The sequence below is a fragment of the Rahnella bonaserana genome, assembly GCF_019049675.1.
Classification (GTDB): Bacteria; Pseudomonadota; Gammaproteobacteria; order Enterobacterales; family Enterobacteriaceae; genus Rahnella; species Rahnella bonaserana.
On sequence record NZ_JAFMOW010000068.1, the window covers coordinates 380579 to 402301 of the forward strand.

A 21723-nucleotide genomic window follows, 5' to 3' on the forward strand; every position below is an offset into this window, starting at 1 on the left:
AACAGCGCGGCAATGAACACCAACGCACCTGAGAAAAAAGTCCTGCTTGAAGTGGCTGATCTGAAAGTCCATTTCGATATCAAAGACGGCAAACAGTGGTTCTGGCAGCCATCAAAAACCCTGAAAGCGGTTGATGGTGTCACGCTGCGCCTGTATGAAGGTGAAACTCTGGGGGTTGTTGGCGAATCTGGTTGCGGTAAATCGACCTTCGCCCGTGCGCTGATAGGTCTGGTCAAAGCGACCGATGGCCGCGTTGCCTGGTTAGGTAAAGATCTGCTCAATATGTCTGATAATGAGTGGCGCCAGACCCGCAGCGATATCCAGATGATTTTCCAGGATCCGCTGGCGTCTCTGAATCCACGTATGACGATCGGCGAAATTATTGCAGAGCCGCTGAAAACCTATAATCCGAAAATGCCTCGTACTGAGGTTAAAGAGAAAGTGAAGGCAATGATGTTAAAGGTCGGGCTGTTGCCTAACCTGATTAACCGTTACCCGCACGAATTCTCTGGCGGTCAGTGTCAGCGTATCGGCATTGCCCGTGCCCTGATCCTCGAACCGAAACTGATTATCTGTGATGAGCCGGTTTCTGCTCTGGACGTTTCTATTCAGGCACAGGTTGTTAACCTGTTGCAGCAGTTGCAGCGCGAAATGGGCTTGTCGCTGATTTTCATCGCGCATGACCTGGCGGTGGTGAAGCATATTTCCGATCGCGTACTGGTGATGTACCTCGGGCATGCCGTCGAGCTGGGGACTTATGATGAGGTGTACAACAATCCTCAGCATCCGTATACCCGTGCCCTGATGTCTGCAGTGCCTGTGCCGGATCCGGATAAAGAGCGCAACAAGACCATTCAGCTGCTGGAAGGGGAGTTACCTTCGCCGATCAATCCGCCGTCAGGCTGCGTGTTCCGTACGCGTTGCCCGATTGCCGGACCTGAATGCGCGATCACCCGTCCGTTGCTGGAAGGCAGTTTCCGCCACGCGGTATCCTGCCTGAAAGTCGATCCGCTCTGATCAATATCCTCAGACGGAAAGCATAAAAAAACCTGCCAATGGCAGGTTTTTTTTTAACCGCCTTCCCTGAATCACTCCTTCCAGAGAATGTGGCACAGCTTGTGATCTTTTTCGCGACACAGCAGAACACGGGCAAAAATATCATTAATCGGCTGATCTTCAGCGTCAGCAAGACCAATCACCACTTCAGCGAAGAAGTCAGGATTCAGATCGTAATCCACATGCTCAACCCAGTCTTCTGCGGGATCATATAATTCAGCGCCGCCGCGTTCTTCAAATTGCAGATTGAAGATCAGGATATCCGCTGGATCCAGATTATCTCCGGCCAGTTCCAGAAAGATGTCGTAGGCTTGCTCAAGCGTTTCGTCTTCGGTCAGGCGATTATTAAGGTCCATATCATTCTCGTTTACAAATAAGTGTGTTCAGGCTGAAACCAGCCGCTACTGAGCGTATTACATCATGCCCGTCGCGGCTTTTACAGCAGCGGACTGAAAAAGTAGAACAAACGTTCAACGATGCGATGCCAGAAGGGACGCTTAAGCCAGGCTTCGACATCCAGCAGATGCGAACGGGCAATATAATCTTCCTGTACACGACCCAAATCGTCACCAAATCCGGCGTCATCAATGACCAGTGTTATTTCAAAATTCAGCCACAGGCTGCGCATATCGAGATTCACGGTACCAACAAGACTGAGCTGCCCGTCTACCAGAATACTTTTGGTATGCAGCAGGCCATCTTCGAACTGATAAATTTTTACGCCGGCTTCCAGTAACTCGCCAAAGAAGGCTTTGCTGGCCCAGTCGACCATCATCGAATCGTTCTTCATTGGCAGAACGATACTCACATCGACCCCGCGCTGTGCGGCCGTACAAATGGCGTGCAGCAGGTCATCGCTTGGCACCAGATAAGGCGTGGTCATCACCAGTTGTTCACGGGCGGAATATGTGGCGGTCAGTAGTGCCTGGTGGATCATATCTTCCGGGAAGCCCGGACCTGAGGCGATCACCTGAATGGTATGGCCGCTTTCCTGCTCGAACGGCATCTGATTAAGATCCGGTTCCGGCGGCAAAATACGTTTGCCTGTCTCAATTTCCCAGTCGCAGGAATACACAATGCCCATAGTCGTGGCGACCGGGCCTTCCATACGCGCCATCAGATCAACCCACTGACCGACGCCAGCATCCTGTTTGAAGAAACGCGGATCGACCATATTCATACTGCCGGTATACGCGACATAGTTGTCGATCAGCACCACTTTACGGTGCTGGCGCAAATCCATACGGCGCAGGAATACACGGAATAAATTTACCTGTAAGGCTTCGACCACTTCGATACCGGCATTGCGCATCATGGCCGGATAAGGGCTGCGGAAGAAGGCCACGCTACCTGCGGAGTCGAGCATCAGACGGCAATGAATACCGCGGCGTGAAGCGGCCATCAACGACTCAGCGACCTGATCCACCAGACCGCCAGGCTGCCAGATATAGAACACCATTTCGATGTTGCTGCGCGCCAGTTCGATATCGCGCATCATGGCTTTCAGCACGTCGTCACTGGTGGTCAGCAGTTGCAGCTGGTTGCCTTTGACGCCCGCAATCCCCTGACGGCGTTCACAAAGCTGGAAAAGAGACGCAGCAATTTCACTGTTTTCCGTAGCGAAAATACGCTTGCAGTCTTTGAGATCATTCAGCCAGCGCGCCGTGGAAGGCCACATGGCTTTAGCACGCTCTGCACGTCGTTTGCCTAAATGCAATTCGCCAAACGAAAGATAGGCAATGATACCGACCAGAGGAATGATGTAGATGATCAGCAGCCATGCCATTGCTGAAGGAACGGCCCGGCGTTTCATCAGAATACGCAGAGTCACGCCGGCAATCAGTAACCAGTAACCGAAAACCAGAAGTCCGCTGATTACCGTATAAAATGTTGTCATAAAGGCGAAAAATCCTGTTCGCAAGCCGTCGGCGTGAGTGTACGTGAAAGGGGCATTTTTTTAACTAACTTTACTCCAGCAATCAATCAGCTACCTCTTAAATCTGTATCCGATAATAAAAATGTCACTGCTCTGACATCAAGGTTAGACGATAACGGGGAAGAAGGAAAAAACAAGACTTGGATCACAACGTCATCGGCCTATAATGACCCCGCAGTTTTTCCGCTTAAGACACTTTCTGTAAAAGAAACTCTTCCGTTAAAGAAGCAGTGACGGGCATCACGGGACATAAGTGAATGAAACGCAGTAAAAATGAAGTTGGCCGGTGGCGTATGCTACGCCAGACTCAGCGCCGCAGAAGCCGCTGGCTGGAAGGTCAGTCAAGACGCTATCGTCACATCTACCGCATTCGCCAGATCCACCATCAGCAGCACCAGCGTTTGTCATTATATGCCGTAAATTACGAATGGAATTCCTGATTAGCGGGATTTCGGCTGAAACAGTGCGCCGCATTTTTTGCAAACCAGCGTCGAGTTTTTGCGAACTTTTGCGGTCATCTGTTCTGAAACGTAACCACATTCAGGGCATGTGACCTTCGTGGTCGTACTGGTTAGAAACTTCAATCCGTCGAAGAATGACATAGGATATACCTCGTGGGCAGGGGTAGGCATCCTAACACAGAAGCGATGAAAGCAATGTGACGACATTCGGGGAAATCGCGCCATGACATCATCGTCATGACGCAAAAGTTTTTGGCAGTCAGGAATCAGTCGAACAGCTCTGAAAGAAAACTCTTCTTTTTGTAGGGCTTATGCGACGAGTAATGACCCCGGTTATCGTAATTGCCATGATGACGGTTGTCGTCGCGGCGGTCTCGCTCTACATAACGTTCAGGCTGAGGCCGTTGTTCCTGAGGAGCTTGTCCCTGAGCCGCCTGTTGATGCGCGGCGGACTTCTCGATGATTTTGTCCAGCTCACCGCGATCCAGCCAGACGCCACGACAGTCCGGACAATAATCGATCTCGATCCCCTGACGTTCAGACATCACCAGCTGGCTTTCTTTGCATACAGGACATTGCATATCCGGTTCTCCGTTCGCTTATTGAGAAAATAATTGCGCAGGTAAATGAGTTGCTATCCGTAGAGTTAGACAGTTAGCTGGCGTAAGCAAAAGTAAAGTTGATTAAAGCAGGGGGGAGGACAGTGCTGCAGAAACGACGGACAGCCCGAAGGCTGCCCGCGAAATATCAGAATACGCGTTTGAAAGGTTTAACGGTGACTGATTTATAAACGCCAGCCGCGACATAAGGGTCTGCATCGGCCCACACTTTGGCATCTTCGAGCGTTTCAAATTCAACAATCAGTACGGAGCCGGTCATTCCGGCAGCGCCCGGATCTTCACTGTCGATGGCCGGAGTCGGGCCACCGATCAATACCCGGCCTTGTTCCTGCAATTTTTTCAGACGTTCGATGTGAGCAGGGCGGGCTGCTGCACGTTTTTCCAGTGAATCCGAAACATCTTCAGAATAAATAACGTAAAGCATGAGTCACCTTTAATTGGATTTTACAGAGCAATTTGCAGCATCCGGATGCTGTCAGAGCGTTTTACAGAATTAACATAGCTAAACCTGAAGCCGGGGGAAAGTGCTTTGCGTAGGATCAAAGCAAAGGTTATTTGAGAATAGTTGTCATCTCGGTGTTGAATATGATTGCTATTTACATTTAAACTTGCGGCTTCACGGGGAAAATGAATCATTATGCCGCTAAAAAAGTTTAGATTTATCCGCAAGGTTACGATTCCGGTTGCGTTAGCTGTCAGTTTGCATGTCGCTGTTATCGCCGGCGTTTTGTATATGACAGTCGGTGAGTCGATCAAGTTACCGACGCAGGAACAAAAAGTGATGAGCGTGACGATGGTCAATCCCGCTGACTTTGCGCCACCTCCGCCGCCGCCTCAGGCCGAACCGACGCCACCTGAACCCGAACCTGAGCCGGAGGTGGTGCCTGAGCCACCACCTCCGCCAGAAGCCGTGGTGATCCCTGAACCACCGAAACCAAAACCGAAGCCGGTTAAAAAACCCGTGGTGAAACCGAAGGTTAAGCCTGTTGAACGTCCGGTAGAAAAACCGACGCAAACTGTGCAAACCGCGCCGGTAACCAGCAGTCAGCCGGTAAACAAACCGTTCAGTCAGCCGCCAGCGTCAACCAATGCAAAAAGTGACAGCGGGCCGCGCCCTCTGCAGCGCGGACAGCCTGGTTATCCGGCACGAGCTTTGGCCCTGCGTATCGAAGGTCGTGTACGGGTGCAATTTGATGTAGACAGCGACGGTCGCGTGCAGAATATCCGCGTGTTGTCAGCCGAACCGCGCAACATGTTTGAGCGCGAAGTGAAGCAGGCGATGAACAAATGGCGTTATGAGCCTAAAGCGGCAAGTAACCTGATTGTTAATCTGGTGTTCAAAATCAAAGGTGGCAGCAGCGTGGAGTAACACCTGCTGCGGGTTCTGACATTCAGCGCAATAAAAAAGGTCGCCCCGTAAGGCGACCTTTTCGTTTTTCAGCGTTTCAGGAAATGACTCAGTCCTGAGAAACACCGTCTGAATCAACGCTGAAATTACTGCGTCCATCCGGTAACTGACGCGATTTTCCTTCGTCATCCACGGCGACATAGGTAAAGACCGCTTCAGTGGCTCTGTAACGCTGTCCGATTGGCTCAGAAGAGACTTTCTTCACCCAGACTTCAACATTGATGGTAATCGAGCTGTTGCCGGTACGGATACAACGGGCATAACAGCACACAACATCACCGACCGCGACCGGCTTGAGGAATGTCATGCCATCAACGCGAACGGTCACGACGCGACCTTTAGCGATTTCCTTCGCCTGGATCGCGCCGCCCATGTCCATCTGTGACATCAGCCAGCCGCCAAAAATATCACCGTTTGCATTGGTGTCAGCGGGCATTGCCAGCGTACGCAACACCATTTCACCATTGGGTAAGCTATGTTTTTCATTCATTTATTGGGCTTCACACTGTCTAAAGATTAAGGCCTTTCAAAGAAAGGCCCGTGCAAAAGAATGCTTATTTTTTTTCTTCATCCGGCATATGCCGGTAAATATAGATACCACTTAACAGCGTAAATACCAGCGTCAGGACGGTCAGGCCAAAGACCTTAAAGTTGACCCAGATATTTTGGGGTAACCAGAAGGCGACATAGATGTTCGCCAGGCCGCACAGCAGGAAAAAGATCGCCCAGCTGATGTTCAGTTTATTCCACACGTGATCCGGCAATGTCAGCTCTTTACCCAACATACGCTGGATTAACGGCTTTTTCAGCACCAGTTGACTGATCAGCAGTGCGCCGGAGAACAGGACGTAAATCACGGTCACTTTCCATTTAATGAATTCATCATTATGGAAAACCAGGGTCAGCGTGCCGAAAACCGCCACCATCGCGAAGGTGATTAATGTCATCTTCTCGATTTTACGGTACAGAACCCAGGTAATCACTAACGCTAACGCGGTGGCAGCGATTAACGCGCCTGATGCGACAAAGATGTCGTAAAGCTTATAAACCACAAAAAAGACAATCAGGGGAAGAAAATCGAGGAGCTGCTTCATACTTCATTCCATGTTTTATGTATGGGATGACTATACCGGAATCATTTCACGGACAAAAGAAAAGGGCGCCTGAGCGCCCCTTAAAAACGTATGTCTATATTATGCATGTAATTTCATGTAAAGACGGAACAGATAAATCAGCATAAATGCACTGATGATATTGCTGACTGCCCCGAGAATGACGGCGCCAATCATCGGATTAAGTGCGCTCAGAACGCCGACAAACAGCATCAGAACCACTTGTGCCACAATCCACAACATTACCGCCGGGGCCACCAGACGTACATTTGAGAAGGCCAGACGCGTACTCAGGCGCATCGCCCTGAAGGCACCCGTATTCTCTTTGCAGGCGATAACCGGGGACAACGCCCACGCAATCGCAATCAGGAAAGCAGGGACAAACAGCAGTGCCAGCCCGATACGGAACATCACACTGTAAATGAACAGCAAAATAGCCAGACGCGGCAGAACCGGCAGGGAAGCGGTCAGCACCTGAACGACACTGGCGCGTACGCCCTGAGAAACCAGCTGAATAAGCGTTAATACGCCGCCGACCAGAATGACGTTACCGGCCAGCGTGGAAAACAGTGCTGCCAGGCTATAGCGGAAAATGGCGCTTTGCTGCTCCGGAGTAATTTGCTGTTCGATATAACCCATCATATCGCCGACGCTCATGCCGGTCATGTTGTTCATCAGTTGGCCGATAGCATCGATCTGCTCAGCGGAAGGACTTAAAACCCAGCTCAATATGACGGTAATCAATGCGGCCAGAACCGAGAGCGCCAAAACGCTACTCATCTGATTACGCATAAAATTATAACTGTCACGGTACAACGTACTGGCCGTGATAGACATGGACGCTCCTTGGCAAAAAGCAAAAATCAATAAGGCGGTGATTGTACCCTTTAAATACACTCCGCCGATAGTTTTGCGCTGATTTCCTGTCAGTCTGCCTGATGAATCTCTGCCTGCACAAGGCTAAGGAGGCTGAGATCAATTGCCGGTAAATCCACATCGAGTGGTGGCAGACCATAGTGTGCACGGGCGCGATCACAGGCCGGATTGGCAACGCCATTCAGACCTGACTGATCAAACTCGTGACAAGGTGTCGGGCGGTTAAGGTAAATGGAGCAGGAAACCGATTGTCCCACTTCGCCCTCCAGCGCTATACAACGTGGCGTCTTGCTGTTCGTGCCTTGCATACAGCTCAGAAAAGGGGTGGCTTGTTCTGTGAAAGCCTGAGGAACAATGCCGCCAGCTTCTTCAGATTCGGCCCAATAAAATGAAACGCGGAAATAGGCGCAGCATGCGCCACAGGTCATACAAGGATTGTTAATTTCGCTCATCTTGGGAAGCTACCGACTCCTTACGGCACCAAACCAAAACCAACATGTGTATGCAAATTACGCAGCGTCACTTTTTTTAGCAACTGAAATTACACCCGTTAACAAATCTACAAAATCTCCTCATTTTTGATGTAGATCAATTCCTTTGTTTTTATAGATTTAGATCGCTTTGCGGAAGATGCATTTTCTTACTTTTTGTTTTAAAGATGTGATCTCGCATTGATCAAACCATACCAAAGAGTAGGTATCATTCGCGCGGTTGATAAATAATCCACACAAAGGGAAGGGACAATGAAAGCAGCATATTGGGCATTAGTCGCAGCAGCGGCATTTCCGGCAGTCGCGAGCGCACATCAGGCGGGGGATGTGATTTTTCGCGTAGGCACAGCCACGGTACGTCCGACAGAAGGATCGGATAATGTGCTGGGTCTGGGGTCATTTAACATCAACAACAACACTCAGATGGGCTTAACTCTGGGCTACATGTTCACCGACAATATCGGCATGGAGTTGCTGGCAGCGACGCCGTTCCAGCACAAAGTCGGTTTGCAAAGTACCGGGACAATCGCAGAAGTAAAACAATTGCCGCCGTCTCTGATGGCGCAGTATTACTTCGGTGACAGGCAGGACAAACTTCGCCCGTACCTCGGTGTGGGTATCAACTACACCACTTTCTATGATACGGATTTCAACCAGACCGGACGCGATGCCGGGCTGTCTGATTTAAGCGTTAAAGATTCATGGGGCGTGGCAACGCAGGCGGGTCTGGATTACAACCTGGATGACAACTGGTTAATCAACATGTCTGTGTGGTGGATGGATATTGATACGGAAGTTAAATTCAAAGCCGGTGGCGAGCAGCAAAACATCAACACCCGGATCGATCCGTGGGTCTTTATGTTTGGCGTCGGCTATCGTTTCTGATTTAAAAAAAGAACACAAAAAAAGAGGCGCTTCGGCGCCTCTTCACATTTCAGTTTGCTGTATTAGCGGACTATTTCACCCGCATATCATTTTCAATCGAACGTACACCTGCCACGCCACGCGTCACTTCTACCGCGCGGTTCGCATCCGCTGTCGAGGTCACAAAACCACTTAACTGCACGCGGCCTTTAAAGGTCTCGACGCTAATCTCAGTGGATTTAATCGTTTTATCGGCCAGCAGGGCTGATTTAACTTTTGTCGTGACGACAGTGTCATCGATGTAACCACCGGTTCCTTCTGATTTTTTAGTCGGTGCACAAGCGGCAACAGCCATGACCACAACGGCTGCCATGCAGAATGCGGACAATGTTTTGAATAGCTTCATAAAATAACTCTCCATGATTTGTTATAAAACCAAAAGAAACAACCTGTTAGCTGAGCAGATGATATCTCTCTCACATACGGTATCATTGATCTGCAGAGTAATTTTAGTTTGGATTATTGAAATGGGTAATACAAATTTAACGGGGCAAAAAAAAGTAAGAAATTAAAAGAAACAGAACCTTAGTCCCTGTATGACTGAGGTTCTGTTTGAGAGAGGATTAAGCGCGGGTCGCGGCTTTCATTTCACTGACGAAACGCGAAAGCTGAGCCAGCATTTCAGAAGGCTGATGCTGATTGTTTTCGATGATACGCACCGTCGCTGAACCGGAAATAGCACCGGCTGCCCCTGCGGCCAGCGTTTCTTTCACCTGTGAAGGTTCGGAAATACCAAAGCCCTGCAACGGTGGCGCGGCATTGTACTCACGCAGCTTATCAACCATGTGATTCAGCGGCGTCAGCGCGCGCTTCTCCGTGCCGGTCACGCCAGCGCGGGAAAGCAGATAGGTATAGCCGCGACCATGAGAAGAAATCTCACGCAGCAAATCATCAGACGCATTGGGCGGGCAGATGAAAATTGGCGCAATACCGTGGCGCAATGCAGCGGCGCGGAACGGCGCAGATTCTTCAAAGGGTACATCGGCTACCAGCACAGAATCGACGCCTACTTCAGCGCAACGCTGATAGAACGTTTCGATACCGTTATGGAACACCAGATTGGCGTACATCAGCAGGCCAATCGGAATGTCCGGATGCTTTTCACGGATGCGTGCCAGCATGTTGAAACACTGTGTCGGCGTCACGCCTGCCGCAAAAGCGCGCAGGTTAGCATTCTGAATCGTCGGGCCGTCAGCCAGCGGGTCAGAGAACGGGATACCCAGTTCCAGCGCATCTGCACCGGCTTCAATCAGCGTGTCGATGATGGACAGTGAAAGCTCAACGCCCGGATCGCCCAGCGTAACGAAAGGAACAAACGCGCCTTCTTTTTTGCTTTCCAGACGTTTGAATAATTGCTGATAACGTTCCATTAAATTTCTCCCCGGGCAGTCAGGATGTCGTGTACGGTGAAAATGTCTTTGTCGCCGCGACCTGACAAATTCACGACCAGGATTTGTTCTTTCTCTGGCGTTTCCTTGATCAGTTTCAACGCATAAGCCAGCGCATGTGAGGATTCCAGTGCAGGAATAATCCCTTCATGACGGGACAATTCTTTAAAGGCATCCAGCGCCTCATCATCGGTAATCGACACATATTCTGCACGGCCGATACTGTTAAGGAAGGCGTGTTGCGGGCCAACGGACGGGAAATCCAGACCGGCTGAAATCGAGTAGGACTCTTCAATCTGACCTTCTGACGTCTGCATCATTGGCGCTTTCATGCCGAAATAAATACCGACGTGACCGTGTTTGAGCGGCGCGCCGTGCTGGCCGGTTTCAATGCCCAGACCGCCCGGTTCAACACCAATCAGTTTCACACTGGTATCGTCGATGAAATCAGCAAACATGCCAATGGCATTGGAACCGCCGCCGACACAGGCAATCACTGCATCCGGCAGACAGCCTTCGCGTTCCTGCATCTGGGATTTGGTCTCTTCGCCGATCATGCGCTGGAATTCGCGCACGATAGTCGGATATGGATGCGGGCCTGCTGCGGTGCCCAGCATGTAGTGGGCTGTTTCATAGCTGCCGGACCAGTCACGCAGTGCCTCATTACAGGCATCTTTCAGCGTGGATGAACCGCTATGTACCGGGATCACTTCCGCACCCATCAGGCGCATACGGAACACGTTTGGCGACTGACGCTCAATGTCTTTGGCGCCCATATAAATGCGGCATTTCAGACCGAGCAGGGCGCAGGCCAGAGCCGATGCCACGCCGTGCTGTCCGGCACCGGTTTCAGCAATAATCTCTGTTTTGCCCATACGTTTTGCCAGCAATGCCTGACCCAACACCTGGTTAGTTTTATGAGCGCCGCCGTGCAGCAAATCTTCACGTTTTAGATAAAGCTTGGTTTTGGTGCCCGCGGTCAGGTTTTTGCACAAGGTCAGGGCTGTCGGACGACCTGCGTAGTTTTTCAGCAAATCAATAAATTCAGCCTGAAACTCCGGGTCGCGCTGTGCGCTGACAAAGGCTTCTTCCAGCTGGATCAGCGCAGGCATCAGAATTTGCGGAACATACTGGCCGCCAAATTCGCCGAAGTAGGGATTAAGTAAAGTCATGTTATTCCGTCCTGTCTGTCAATTTTTGCGTCATTGCGTGCGGCTTAATACGCCCGCAATGTCTGAAATACGGCGGTAATTTTTTCGGCATCTTTGATGCCCGGCTCGCTTTCTACACCTGAGTTGAAATCCAGTCCTGCACAACCGAGTTGTGCGGCCTCGACGCAGTTATCAGCGCTCAGGCCACCGGCAAGTAACGTGTTGCCTAAATCCTGGCCAGCCAGTTTGCTCCAGTCGAACCGCTGACCGGTGCCGCCTTTGCCATTGTCCAGCACGTAACGATCTACATGATTCAGATCGCGGGCTGGCAATGTGTCTTTGACACTCAGCGCTTTCCAGATCTGCACTGCTTCCGGCAGCGTTTCGCGCAGTTCATCGATATATGCCTGATTCTCATCGCCGTGAAGTTGCACGGCGGTCAGTTCCAGTGCCTGTGCGGTTTGTGCCACATTGCTGACGGCATCATCGCGGAACACGCCGACATATTTCAGCGGTGCGCCGTTCTGCACGTCTTTAGCCAGCGTTTGTGTCACGAAACGCGGTGAGGTTTCGACAAAAATCAGACCGCCATAGATGGCACCGGCTTCGTACGCCGCTTTGGCGTCCTGCGCGCGGGTCAGACCGCACACTTTATTGTCGCCGAGCAGCACACGACGCACGGCAGCGGACAAGTCTTGTTCCGACATCAGCGCGCTGCCAATCAGAAAACCATTCGCGAAGCGGCTGAGCTCACGGATTTGCCCGTAAGTATTAATGCCCGATTCGCTGATGACGGTGACACCATGCGGCACGCGCGGTGCCAGTTCACGGGTGCGGTTCAGGTCGATGGATAGATCGCGCAGGTCGCGGTTATTGATCCCTACCACTTTAGCTTTCAGCTTAACAGCGCGATCCAGTTCTTCTTCATTACTGGCTTCGGTCAGCACGCCCATGTTAAGGCTGTGAGCGACGGCGACGAGCTGAACATACTGATCGTCATCCAGCACTGACAGCATCAGTAAAATTGCATCGGCCTGATAAAAACGGGCCAGATGGATCTGATACGGGTCGATAATGAAATCTTTGCACAGCACTGGCTGTGTGACGGTTTTGCTCACCAGTGGCAGGAAATCAAAGCTGCCCTGGAAGTATTTCTCATCGGTTAATACCGAAATGGCAGAAGCGTAATCTTTATAAACGTTGGCGATTTCTACCGGATCGAAATTCTCGCGGATCTTGCCTTTCGACGGAGAGGCTTGTTTGCACTCCAGAATGAAGGCGGTTCTTGCACCTTGCAGGGCATGGTAGAAATTACGCTGGCTCTGAGTTATTTCGTTCTGAAAGCTGGCCAGTGGTTGTTGTTCTTTGCGTGCCGCGACCCAAACTTCCTTATCGCGAACAATTTTGTGGAGCACGGTTTCCTGCTGCATCACTTATCCTCTTGCTGCCAATGCCAGCACGCGCTGGTAAGGTTCACCGCTGCGCATGACGGCCAAAGCCTGTTGTGCGTTTTGCTTTAAATCTTCCTGACCGAACAGACGCAGTAACATCGCCACATTGACGGCTACCGCGGCTTCATGGGCCGGATCTCCTTTACCTTGTAATAAGCGTGCCAGAATGTCACGGTTTTCTTCCGGCTCGCCGCCCAGCAAGGATTCAATCGGATAATTATCCAGACCAAAGTCTTGTGGCGTCAGTTCGTAAGTGGTGATTTTACCGTCTTTCAGCTCGGCAACTTGTGTGGCTGCGTGGATAGCAACCTCATCCATTCCGCCACCGTGAACCACTGCCGCACGTTCATAACCCAGCGCATGCAAAGTTTCAGCAATCGGCTGCACCAGTTCCGGGCTGTACACGCCAATCAGCGCCAGCGGCGGACGTGCCGGATTAATCAGCGGGCCCAGCACGTTAAACAGCGTGCGGGTTTTCAGCGTTTTTCGTACCGGCATCGCATGGCGAAAGCCGGTGTGGTATTGCGGTGCGAACAGGAAACACACGTTCAGGTCATCAAGTGCTGCACGGGATTCTTGCGCAGGCATATCCAGACGTATGCCAAAAGCAGCCAGTAAATCCGACGAGCCCGAACGGCTCGATACACTGCGGTTACCGTGTTTTGCAACACGAGCGCCACACGCCGCCGCCACGAAGGCGCTGGCGGTAGAAATGTTGATGCTGTTGGTGCCGTCGCCACCGGTGCCGACGATGTCTGCGAACGGGTAATCAGGGCGCGGGAAAGGTTCGGCGTGTGCCAGTAAGGCTTTAGCTGCTCCGGCGATTTCAGCCGGTTGCTCGCCACGCACTTTCATGCTGATTAATGCACCGGCCAGCTGCGCCGGTTCCAGTTCGCCATTCACGATGGCGGTAAATAACTGCTGGCTTTCTTCCTGCGTCATCGTCTGAGCGCGAAACAGATTTTCGAGAATGCCGGGAATAGTTTGCGTTTGCATGACAGTTCTCCTTACGCCAAAGCCCAGGCCAGTGTCTGCTCAAGCAGACGGGCGCCCTGTGAAGTTAAGATGGATTCCGGATGGAACTGGAAACCGCAAACGCGATCTTCTTCATGACGCACTGCCATCACCATGTCACCGAAACGGGCGTTAACGGTCAGACCGTCGGGGATCTGGCTGCCGACCAGCGAGTGATAGCGGGCCACCGGCAGCGGGTTATTCATACCGGCAAACATTGCTTCGTTGTCATGCGTAATTGAAGACGCTTTACCGTGCAGGATTTCACCCGCCTGACCCACAAACCCGCCATAGGTTTCCACAATCGCCTGATGACCCAGACAGATGCCGATAATCGGCAGCTGGCCGCGCAGACGTTTCAGCAGTTCAGGCATGCAACCTGCTTCGGAAGGCGTACCCGGACCCGGAGAAAGCACCAGCACCGGTTTTTCCAGTTGGCTGAGTTTTTCAATAATCACGTCAGCTGGGATCTGATTGCGGTAAATCACCACATTGTGACCGCTTGAACGCAGCTGATCGACGAGGTTGTAAGTAAAGGAATCGACGTTATCGATGAGTAAGATATCGGCCATCTTAAAATACCTCTTTCGCATTGTGGGCGGTGGCGATGGCGCGCAGCACTGCACGGGCTTTATTACGGGTTTCATCGGCTTCAGCTTGCGGGATGGAATCCAGCACTACGCCGCCGCCGGCCTGCACGGTAGCGATGCCGTCTTCGACATACGCAGAGCGGATCACGATGCAAGTATCTAAATCACCGTGAGCGGTGAAGTAGCCTACCGCGCCGCCGTAGCTACCCCGACGGGTCTGCTCGGAACCCGAAATCAGCTGCATGGCGCGTACTTTCGGTGCGCCGGTCAGCGTGCCCATATTCATAACGGCCTGATAAGCATGCAACACATCAAGGTCATGACGCAGTGTGCCGACCACGCGGGACACCAGATGCATCACGAAAGAGTAACGGTCAACTTTGGTCAGGTCGGCAACGTAGCGGCTGCCCGGTTCGCAGATACGTGCCAGATCGTTACGCGCTAAATCCACCAGCATCAGATGCTCAGCCAGTTCTTTATGATCGGTACGCATTTCCAGTTCGATACGGCTGTCGAGATCTAAATCCAGCGAGCCGTCAGCACGGCGACCACGAGGGCGGGTTCCGGCAATCGGATAGATTTCAATCTGGCGATTCGTCGCGTCATATTTCAGCGCGCTCTCAGGCGATGCGCCGAACAACGTGAAATCGTTGTCCTGCATGAAGAACATGTACGGACTCGGATTATTGTTTTTCAGCGTTTCATACGCGGCCAGCGGGGCAGGGCACGGAAGTGAGAAACGACGTGAAGGCACGACCTGGAAAATTTCACCGGCGCGGATCGCCACTTTCATTTTCTCAACAACGGCACCGAACACTTCATCACTCTGGTTCACGCTCAGTTGCATTTCCGGCACGCTCTGATGCGGAATGGTGTGCGCCGGTAACTGCAGCTGATGTTGCAACTGTTCCAGACGCTCGTGCAGGCGCTGTTTCTCTTCAGCGGAAGGCGTAAACAGGCTGGCCTGAAGACGGCAGGAGCGGTGCTGATGGTCAAGCACCAGCAGGGTTTCTGCAAGATAGAAACAGAAATCCGGGCAGCGCTGGTCAGAAGGCAGTTGTGGCAAATCTTCAAAACCGGCGACCAGGTCATAAGCAAACAGACCGCCGAGGAACATGGCCTCGCGCTCATCAGCAGGCGTTTCAACCGAAGTCAGAATGCTGCGCAGTGCATCAAACACAGAACGCGAACGCAGACGCGCATCTTCGTCCTGCATTTGATCAATAGACGGGAAGCTCAGTTCGCGACCGTTCGGGCGGACATCATTGCGAATTTCAGCCGGTAACGCGGCGTCAATCAGTGACAGTAAAGAAGCGCCGTTGGGGGTGAGTGCCTGAATCGAAACCCGGGAACCCAGCGCGGTAATGCGCAGGGCGCTGTCGACAATCAACAGGCTCTTCAGGTTTTCTTTGCTCGTCACTTCGGAGGACTCGAGCAGCAGTGTGGCCGGGCGCGCGCCGCAAAGTTGGTGGAAAATGGCCGTCGGGTCGCCGCGGTAACATCCTTCTGCGGTCAGCAATTCTAATCGTGGTTTCTGAATAGTCATTTTGCTTCCTGAAATTTTCTCAACGTTTCTGTAAAACGGATTTCAAATAGACGGCCACAAAAAAGCCCGCATTATGCGGGCTTCGGAAATCTTGCAGCGTCTGATGACAGCTATGCGTGATTATTCCGCCCGCCAAAGGGAAGTACGCCACCCGCTGAGAACCGCCATCATGTGTGTTTTCATCATCAGACACTCTTGTTTGTTTATGAAGCTAACGTCTTTGAAACGTAAGCTTTCTGAATCGGTTTGTCACGTTGTTCATTGCTGAACTGTCCCGTGAACTTGCGTACTAGTAAACTAGTTCAGCGATGTAAAGTCAACCCTCTTTTTCATGCACTTCCCCCCTTTAGTGCGGCTGTATTATGCAAAAAGTGTTATCGCACCGTTACAGTGCGTAGCATCAGGGGGGAAATCATCCCTAACGTGAGAAGCACTAACGCGTTATGATGAGTGCTGCATTCAAAACAGGTTAATTCCCCACGTGACGACGACTTTACCCATAAACACTTCATCTTCAGCAGACGATCAGACCACCAGCACTGCATTCACGATCTACGATCTTCACAGCCATACCACGGCTTCGGACGGCTATTTATCCCCTGAAGCACTGGTCGCGCGTGCGGTAGAAATGCGGGTGGGCATTCTGGCGATCACCGATCACGACAGCACGGAAGGGCTGGCGCGGGCGGCAAAGGCCATTGCTGAAAATCAGCTGCCGCTGCAACTGGTGAACGGTGTTGAAATTTCTACATTGTGGGAAAACCATGAAATTCACATTGTCGGACTGGGCATCGACCCTTCGCATCCGGCGATGATCGAACTGCTGAAAGTGCAGGCCGATTTGCGCCAGCAACGTGCGCAGGAAATGGGCCGCCGTCTGGCAAAAGCGCGTATCGAAGGTGCATGGGAAGGCGCGCTGCGTCTGGCCGACGGCGGTGCCGTCACCCGGGCGCACTTTGCCCGCTATCTGGTGGAATTCGGTGTGGCTGACAATATCGCCCAGGTGTTCAAAAAATTCCTCGCTAAAGGCAAGACCGGCTACGTTCCGCCACAGTGGTGTACAATAGAACAAGCGATTGATGCAATTCATCAGTCTGGCGGACAGGCCGTAGTCGCCCATCCGGGGCGTTATGACTTGTCCACAAAATGGCTGAAACGCCTGCTCGCGTTCTTTGCAGAACAGGGCGGCGATGCCATGGAAGTCGCGCAGTGTCAGCAGGCCCCCAATGAGCGTGCGCAACTGGCGACTTACGCCCGTGACTATAATCTGCTCGCCTCGCAGGGTTCTGATTTCCATCAGCCCTGTTCGTGGATTGAGCTGGGGCGCAAACTTTGGCTACCCGCAGGCGTTGAACCGGTATGGCAACACTGGCCGGTCGCCGGGAAACAGCCTGAAATTGAACCGGTCTGAAGCCCGACCGCAGAAGAAGAATTAAGAGGGAACAATGAGTCAATATTTTTATATTCACCCCGAGAATCCGCAGCCACGTCTGATTAATCAGGCGGTTGAATTACTGCGCAAGGGGAATGTGATCGTTTATCCGACGGACTCAGGCTATGCGCTGGGTTGTCGTCTGGAAGAAAAGAACGCGATGGAGCGCATTTGCCGCATCCGTCAGTTAGACGGAAACCACAACTTTACCCTGATGTGCCGTGACCTCTCTGAGCTGTCCACCTACGCTTACGTTGATAATTCGGCATTTCGTCTGATCAAAAATAACACGCCAGGCAACTACACGTTCATCCTCAAAGCGACCAAAGAAGTGCCGCGTCGCCTGATGAGTGAGAAACGTAAAACGATTGGTCTGCGCGTGCCGTCAAACCCGATTGCTGTCGCATTACTGGACGTACTGGGTGAGCCGCTGATGTCCACCACGCTGATGCTGCCGGGCAATGACTTTGCAGAATCTGATCCGGAAGACATCAAAGATCATTTAGGCAAGCTGGTGGATCTGGTCATTGATGGCGGATCCCTGGGGCAGCAACCGACGACGGTGATTGACCTGACCGAAGCGTCACCGGAAGTGATTCGTGAAGGTGCGGGGGATCCGGCGCCTTTCCGCTGATCTTTCCGTGAGACATTTTTTGCATTTTGTTTGAAAAATAATCAGCCCGTAAAGTCCTTAGCGGGATACAAATTACCGATAAATGTGTATAATGGCGGGCTGACTTTTTTGTAAGTCGTTGTATCACTACGCAATAACTGAATTTTGGCGGGCAGATGGCGAATCACGTCATGCTGCCGGCTCCCCCCGACGCCTGTGAAGGCGACAAATGAGGCTGCTCAATGAGCGAGAAGTATAATTCCCAGAAGCACACCAGCGATAAAGCCAAACCGGCACGTCCATCTGGTGACAAGCCAAAAAGTGGCAGAAATTCCGGCGCAGCAAAAAGCCGTCCGGAACCGTCACGGGCTGAAAAACGCGGCGAAAAGCCACGTACTGACAAACCACGTACAGATAAACCACGCAGCGACAAGCCGCGTTCAGACAAACCACGTTCTGACGCAGGCCGCGGCGATTCACGCACCGAAAACTCCCGTATAGAAAAACCACGTACAGGCAAACCGGGTCGTCCGGAAAATGCCCGCGGAGAAAAACCTCGCGCGCCGCTGAAACCGCGTGGTACCAAACCTAAAGCTGAAACACTGTTTGATGAAAACGGTGACGAAGAAGAAGTGAAATACCAGAAGCCGAAGAACGCACTGGACAGCACCGAAGGGCAAAGCGAAAAGCTGCAAAAAGTCCTTGCGCGTGCAGGTCATGGTTCACGTCGCGAAGTCGAAGCAATGATTCAGGCTGGCCGCGTCAGCGTTGACGGTAAGATTTCCACACTGGGCGACCGCGTGGAAGTCACCGGCGGCACCAAAATTCGTCTTGATGGCCACGTTCTGTCAGTGATGGAATCGCAGGACACCGTTTGCCGCGTGCTGGCGTACTACAAGCCGGAAGGCGAGTTGTGTACGCGCAGCGATCCGGAAGGCCGTCCGACCGTCTTTGACCGCCTGCCAAAAATGCGCGGTTCACGCTGGATTGCGGTAGGTCGTCTGGATGTTAACACTTCCGGCCTGCTGTTATTCACCACCGACGGTGAACTGGCTAACCGCCTGATGCACCCGAGCCGTGAAGTTGAGCGTGAATATGCCGTACGTGTGTTCGGTCAGGTTGATGATGAAAAAATCAAACAACTGAGCCGTGGTGTGCAGCTGGAAGACGGTCCTGCGGCCTTCCGCTCGATCAAATTCCAGGGCGGGGAAGGCCTGAACCAGTGGTACAACGTGACCCTGACAGAAGGGCGTAACCGTGAAGTTCGCCGTTTGTGGGAAGCCGTTGGCGTGCAGGTGAGTCGTCTGATCCGTGTACGTTATGGTGATCTGAATCTGCCTAAAGGCTTGCCTCGTGGCGGCTATAAAGAGCTGGATCTGCCAGACATCAACTATCTGCGCACACTGGTTGATATGACCGAAGAAACCGTCAGCAAACTGCCGGTTGAACGTGACCGTCGTCGTGTGAAAGCTAACCAGATCCGTCGTGCTGTTAAGCGCCACACTCAGGTTGCTCCGGCACGTCGTACAACCGGACCGGCAAAACGGGGTTAATCGCTGACAAGCGAGGCACTTGCGTCTATGCTCATAAACCGCAGTCAGTGACTGCGGTTTTTTTTGCTCAAAATTCAGGGCATAACGTCATTTCAGACGAATATTGAATTAACAAACGGAAAGCAAGGAACCGATTATGATGCTGATCACCGGCGGTGCCCGCAGCGGCAAAAGCCGTTTTGCCGAGCAGATAGCTGAAAAACGTGGCGGCGAGGTGCTGTATATCGCCACCTCAATCGTGACCGATGCAGAAATGGCGGAGAGGATCCGCTATCACCAGCAACAACGTCCGGCTCACTGGCATACTTTTGAAAGCTATCGCGATCTGGGAGACGTCGTGCGTGCGCATCAGGCGCAGTTTCCGACCATTATTATCGAGTGCATTACGACGCTTATCACCAATCTTTTGTTTGATATTGCCGGTGAAACATCCCCGGAAAATATGGATTTTGACGCCATAGAGCGGCATATTTTTGCGCAAGTTGAACAACTGATGGAAGCTGCGCAACATCCTGAATCTGAAGTGATTATTGTCACCAACGAAGTGGGCATGGGCATTGTGCCGGACAACCAGCTGGCGCGGCGTTTTCGTGATATCGCCGGTCGGGTGAATCAGCAACTGGCCTCTGCAGCGGACGATGTCTACCTGATCGTCTCCGGTATTCCGTTACCGGTGAAAACATCGGAATAAAACCATTCAGAAAGGGAATTGATTATGGGTTTTTTGCGTCTGTTTCTGGCGACGTTGCAATTTCTTACCCGCATTCCGGTCAGGGAAAGATGGTGCGACGGCATTGAACTGAAAGACTATTCCCGCGGGATTGTCTGTTTTCCGCTGGTCGGGCTGGTGATTGGTCTGCTGACCGCGCTGGCAGGGTGGATTTTCATCCCACACGTTGGCTCGCTTGTCGCGGCAGTCGCCGTGGTCATCACACATATCATGCTGACCGGCGGTCTGCATCTCGACGGATTAGCCGACAGTTGCGACGGTCTGTTTTCCGTGCGCAGCCGTGAGCGGATCCTGGAAATCATGCGCGACAGCCGCATCGGCACAAATGGCGCGCTGGCGCTGATTGTGGCCGTTGTGCTGCGTACAGCGCTGATCTATCAGATGAGCGCTGACGTATTGCCGGTGCTGGCGTTACTTATCGTCACGCCGGTTGTCGGGCGGGGCATGATGGCGGTAATGATGTACCGTCAGGCTTATGCCCGCGAGTCGGGAATGGGCAACTTATTTATCGGTAAAATCAGTGAAGGGCGGTTTTATATCACATTGCTGCTGATGGCAGCGCTGGTCTTGTTGATTGGCGGGTTATCATCCCTGTTTGCATTGCTGATGACGCTGGTGTTTGTCTTAGGTTTCCGGCGTTTTGTCGCCAGCCGCATTGGGGGGCAGACCGGTGATACCCTGGGCGCAGCATGTGAATTAAGCGAACTGGTCTTCCTGTTTTTCCTGCTATGGCACTGAGATAAAGGACACAATCATGAAACTGTATCTGATAAGGCACGGACAAACTCAGGCTAACGTTAAGGGGTTTTTTTGCGGCAGCAGCGACATTGCGCTGACTGCCGAAGGTGAGCAGCAGGCGCAGCACGTCGGCCGCCAGCTGGCGTCTGTGCCGCTCGATGCGCTGATCCACACAGATATGCGCCGCAGCCGGGACACGGCGGCTATTATTGCTCACGGGCGCGAGCTGACGATGGAAACTCAGCCGCTGTTACAGGAGATGGCGTTTGGCGAATGGGAAATGCGCCATCACAAGGAGCTGGAAGCCTCACAGGCTGAAGGTTATCAGGCATGGTGTCAGGACTGGCAAAAGGCCGATGTCCCGCAGGGCGAGTCTTTTACAGATTTCACCCGGCGTATCCGCCAGGCTTTGCAGCAGCTGCATCTTCGCCCGCAGGAAAGCCGGTTAGCGATCGTCGCACATCAGGGATCGCTCAGCCTGTTGCTGGCGATGATGCTCAAACTGGCGCCTTCCGACATGTGGCGCTTCCCGTTTAAGCAGGGCTGCCTGTGTGAAATTGACCTCAGTCACGGCGCCTGTGTGATTCAGCGTTTTAACGACAGCGGTATTTAACTTTTTAAACAAGTAAGGAA

At 52.2% G+C, this 21723-nt stretch carries 24 protein-coding genes, 1 pseudogene and 1 other annotated feature; of the genes and pseudogenes, 10 read left to right on the forward strand and 15 right to left on the reverse strand.

What is annotated here, in order from left to right:
- Window positions 1-12 precede the first annotated feature (12 nt).
- Window positions 13-1017, forward strand: a complete 1005-nt coding sequence (gene oppF, locus J1778_RS23335; RefSeq protein ID WP_217150763.1) for a murein tripeptide/oligopeptide ABC transporter ATP binding protein OppF — start codon at window positions 13-15, stop codon at window positions 1015-1017.
- Window positions 1018-1088: 71 nt separating this feature from the next.
- Here the strand turns inward: oppF and J1778_RS23340 are convergent, their stop codons facing one another.
- Both J1778_RS23340 and cls read right to left on the reverse strand, forming a co-directional pair.
- Window positions 1089-1412: an HI1450 family dsDNA-mimic protein gene (locus J1778_RS23340; protein WP_112288828.1), complete on the reverse strand. Its 324-nt coding sequence runs from the start codon at window positions 1410-1412 to the stop codon at window positions 1089-1091.
- Between the two features lie 80 nt (window positions 1413-1492).
- Complete coding sequence (gene cls, locus J1778_RS23345; RefSeq protein ID WP_217175173.1) at window positions 1493-2953, reverse strand: cardiolipin synthase; 1461 nt, start codon at window positions 2951-2953, stop codon at window positions 1493-1495.
- Window positions 2954-3249: 296 nt separating this feature from the next.
- On the opposite strand from cls, the gene J1778_RS23350 reads away from it, so the two are divergent.
- Window positions 3250-3432 (forward strand): YciY family protein, encoded by a 183-nt coding sequence (locus J1778_RS23350; RefSeq protein ID WP_101076905.1) that lies wholly within the window; start codon window positions 3250-3252, stop codon window positions 3430-3432.
- Here J1778_RS23350 and J1778_RS23355 read toward each other — a convergent pair whose 3' ends face one another.
- The 3 genes from J1778_RS23355 to J1778_RS23365 all read right to left on the reverse strand — a co-directional run bounded on the left by J1778_RS23355 (window position 3433) and on the right by J1778_RS23365 (window position 4497).
- On the reverse strand, window positions 3433-3678 hold the full coding sequence (locus J1778_RS23355) for a YnfU family zinc-binding protein (RefSeq protein WP_338019656.1): 246 nt from the start codon (window positions 3676-3678) through the stop codon (window positions 3433-3435).
- A 41-nt stretch (window positions 3679-3719) separates the two neighbouring features.
- Window positions 3720-4034, reverse strand: a complete 315-nt coding sequence (locus tag J1778_RS23360; RefSeq protein ID WP_217175174.1) for a TFIIB-type zinc ribbon-containing protein — start codon at window positions 4032-4034, stop codon at window positions 3720-3722.
- Between the two features lie 166 nt (window positions 4035-4200).
- The gene (locus tag J1778_RS23365; protein ID WP_217175175.1) at window positions 4201-4497 is read right to left on the reverse strand and encodes a YciI family protein; all 297 of its coding nucleotides are present in this window, start codon (window positions 4495-4497) and stop codon (window positions 4201-4203) included.
- A 213-nt stretch (window positions 4498-4710) separates the two neighbouring features.
- Here J1778_RS23365 and J1778_RS23370 point away from each other — a divergent pair, with 213 nt between their 5' ends.
- On the forward strand, window positions 4711-5442 hold the full coding sequence (locus tag J1778_RS23370; protein ID WP_217175176.1) for an energy transducer TonB: 732 nt from the start codon (window positions 4711-4713) through the stop codon (window positions 5440-5442).
- Window positions 5443-5530: 88 nt separating this feature from the next.
- Here J1778_RS23370 and yciA read toward each other — a convergent pair whose 3' ends face one another.
- From yciA to J1778_RS23390, 4 genes are all read right to left on the reverse strand, one after another.
- Complete coding sequence (yciA, locus tag J1778_RS23375) at window positions 5531-5971, reverse strand: acyl-CoA thioester hydrolase YciA (protein ID WP_013575935.1); 441 nt, start codon at window positions 5969-5971, stop codon at window positions 5531-5533.
- 64 nt (window positions 5972-6035) lie between these two features.
- Window positions 6036-6575 carry a septation protein A gene (locus J1778_RS23380; protein WP_217175177.1) on the reverse strand — a complete coding sequence of 180 codons (540 nt, stop codon included), beginning with the start codon at window positions 6573-6575 and terminating at the stop codon, window positions 6036-6038.
- 99 nt (window positions 6576-6674) lie between these two features.
- Window positions 6675-7430 (reverse strand): YciC family protein, encoded by a 756-nt coding sequence (locus tag J1778_RS23385; protein WP_217175178.1) that lies wholly within the window; start codon window positions 7428-7430, stop codon window positions 6675-6677.
- 89 nt (window positions 7431-7519) lie between these two features.
- Entirely contained in the window at window positions 7520-7921 is a 402-nt protein-coding gene (locus tag J1778_RS23390; protein ID WP_217175179.1) for a YkgJ family cysteine cluster protein, read from the reverse strand.
- Window positions 7922-8212: 291 nt separating this feature from the next.
- Here J1778_RS23390 and ompW point away from each other — a divergent pair, with 291 nt between their 5' ends.
- Window positions 8213-8845 carry an outer membrane protein OmpW gene (gene ompW, locus J1778_RS23395; RefSeq protein ID WP_112288835.1) on the forward strand — a complete coding sequence of 211 codons (633 nt, stop codon included), beginning with the start codon at window positions 8213-8215 and terminating at the stop codon, window positions 8843-8845.
- 70 nt (window positions 8846-8915) lie between these two features.
- Here ompW and J1778_RS23400 read toward each other — a convergent pair whose 3' ends face one another.
- The 6 genes and pseudogenes from J1778_RS23400 to J1778_RS23430 form a co-directional block, all read right to left on the reverse strand.
- Window positions 8916-9230: a BON domain-containing protein gene (locus J1778_RS23400; RefSeq protein ID WP_095921655.1), complete on the reverse strand. Its 315-nt coding sequence runs from the start codon at window positions 9228-9230 to the stop codon at window positions 8916-8918.
- Between the two features lie 217 nt (window positions 9231-9447).
- Window positions 9448-10254, reverse strand: coding sequence for a tryptophan synthase subunit alpha (gene trpA / locus J1778_RS23405; RefSeq protein ID WP_217175180.1), 807 nt, complete (start codon window positions 10252-10254; stop codon window positions 9448-9450).
- Window positions 10254-11444, reverse strand: coding sequence for a tryptophan synthase subunit beta (gene trpB, locus J1778_RS23410; RefSeq protein ID WP_217175181.1), 1191 nt, complete (start codon window positions 11442-11444; stop codon window positions 10254-10256). Before trpB ends, trpA begins: the two co-directional genes overlap by 1 nt.
- A gap of 44 nt (window positions 11445-11488) precedes the next feature.
- Window positions 11489-12853 (reverse strand): bifunctional indole-3-glycerol-phosphate synthase TrpC/phosphoribosylanthranilate isomerase TrpF, encoded by a 1365-nt coding sequence (gene trpCF / locus J1778_RS23415; RefSeq protein WP_217175182.1) that lies wholly within the window; start codon window positions 12851-12853, stop codon window positions 11489-11491.
- Between the two features lie 3 nt (window positions 12854-12856).
- Window positions 12857-14460, reverse strand: a pseudogene (trpD, locus tag J1778_RS24660) (bifunctional anthranilate synthase glutamate amidotransferase component TrpG/anthranilate phosphoribosyltransferase TrpD).
- 1 nt (window position 14461) lies between these two features.
- Complete coding sequence (locus J1778_RS23430) at window positions 14462-16024, reverse strand: anthranilate synthase component 1 (protein WP_217175184.1); 1563 nt, start codon at window positions 16022-16024, stop codon at window positions 14462-14464.
- Window positions 16025-16080: 56 nt separating this feature from the next.
- Window positions 16081-16183: a sequence feature (Trp leader region), on the reverse strand.
- Between the two features lie 322 nt (window positions 16184-16505).
- Between J1778_RS23430 and rnm the strand changes: the two genes are divergently transcribed.
- The 6 genes from rnm (at window position 16506) to cobC (ending at window position 21703) form a co-directional block, all read left to right on the forward strand.
- The gene (gene rnm, locus J1778_RS23435) at window positions 16506-17435 is read left to right on the forward strand and encodes an RNase RNM (RefSeq protein WP_420804098.1); all 930 of its coding nucleotides are present in this window, start codon (window positions 16506-16508) and stop codon (window positions 17433-17435) included.
- Between the two features lie 34 nt (window positions 17436-17469).
- Window positions 17470-18090 carry an L-threonylcarbamoyladenylate synthase gene (locus J1778_RS23440; RefSeq protein ID WP_217175185.1) on the forward strand — a complete coding sequence of 207 codons (621 nt, stop codon included), beginning with the start codon at window positions 17470-17472 and terminating at the stop codon, window positions 18088-18090.
- Between the two features lie 611 nt (window positions 18091-18701).
- Window positions 18702-19622: a 23S rRNA pseudouridine(2605) synthase RluB gene (gene rluB, locus J1778_RS23445; protein ID WP_233432907.1), complete on the forward strand. Its 921-nt coding sequence runs from the start codon at window positions 18702-18704 to the stop codon at window positions 19620-19622.
- A gap of 136 nt (window positions 19623-19758) precedes the next feature.
- A complete protein-coding gene (cobU, locus tag J1778_RS23450) occupies window positions 19759-20313 on the forward strand; it encodes a bifunctional adenosylcobinamide kinase/adenosylcobinamide-phosphate guanylyltransferase (protein WP_217175186.1) in 555 nt (184 codons plus the stop codon).
- A gap of 24 nt (window positions 20314-20337) precedes the next feature.
- A complete protein-coding gene (gene cobS / locus J1778_RS23455; RefSeq protein ID WP_217175187.1) occupies window positions 20338-21090 on the forward strand; it encodes an adenosylcobinamide-GDP ribazoletransferase in 753 nt (250 codons plus the stop codon).
- Window positions 21091-21106: 16 nt separating this feature from the next.
- Window positions 21107-21703, forward strand: a complete 597-nt coding sequence (gene cobC / locus J1778_RS23460; RefSeq protein WP_217175188.1) for an alpha-ribazole phosphatase — start codon at window positions 21107-21109, stop codon at window positions 21701-21703.
- The last annotated feature ends 20 nt before the right edge of the window (window positions 21704-21723 follow it).